Here is a 563-nt window from a genome sequence, read left to right on the forward strand (position 1 = left end):
GGTGCCGACGCCCTGCTGGTGACCCCCGCCGGTTCGTTTTCCGCCAGCAGCGCCAGGCGCATCACCTGAGCTGCCCGATCCACCCACCCAGAACGACCCGATTTCACTGACCAAGTTTCACTGAGGAGTAAGCCCAAATGTCCTTCATCACCTCGCTCAGCGGCCTCAAGGCAGCGCAGACCGATCTTGCGACGGTCTCGAACAACATCGCCAACTCGAGCTCGACCGGCTTCAAGAAGAGCAAGGCCACCTTCGGTGACCTGTTCGCCTCTGCCCCGACACAGAGCACCAAGTCGGTCGCGGGCCAGGGTGTGCGCCTGACCGGCATCGTCCAGCAGTTCACGCAAGGCTCGCTCAACTCGACCGACCGCACGCTCGATCTCGCGATCGCCGGCGACGGCTTCTTCATCGTCGAAGGCTCCTCGCCGCGCCAGGCACAGAGCTTCACCCGCAACGGCAACTTCTTCGTCAACGTCAACCGCGAGGTCGTCGACAATATCGGCAACCGCGTGCAGATGCTCCCGGTCGATGCCAATGGCCGCGTGACCTCGACCGCCGCTGCC

General features: G+C 63.9%; 1 protein-coding gene. It reads left to right on the forward strand.

Annotated elements, in window-relative coordinates; all coding sequences use genetic code 11:
- Positions 1–137: 137 nt before the first annotated feature.
- A partial coding sequence (locus AX735_RS02620) for a flagellar hook-basal body complex protein (protein WP_156447400.1) occupies positions 138–563 on the forward strand: 426 nt, incomplete at its 3' end.

Origin of the sequence: Blastomonas sp. CCH1-A6, assembly GCF_001556365.1 — a bacterium.
GTDB lineage: Bacteria > Pseudomonadota > Alphaproteobacteria > Sphingomonadales > Sphingomonadaceae > Blastomonas > Blastomonas ursincola.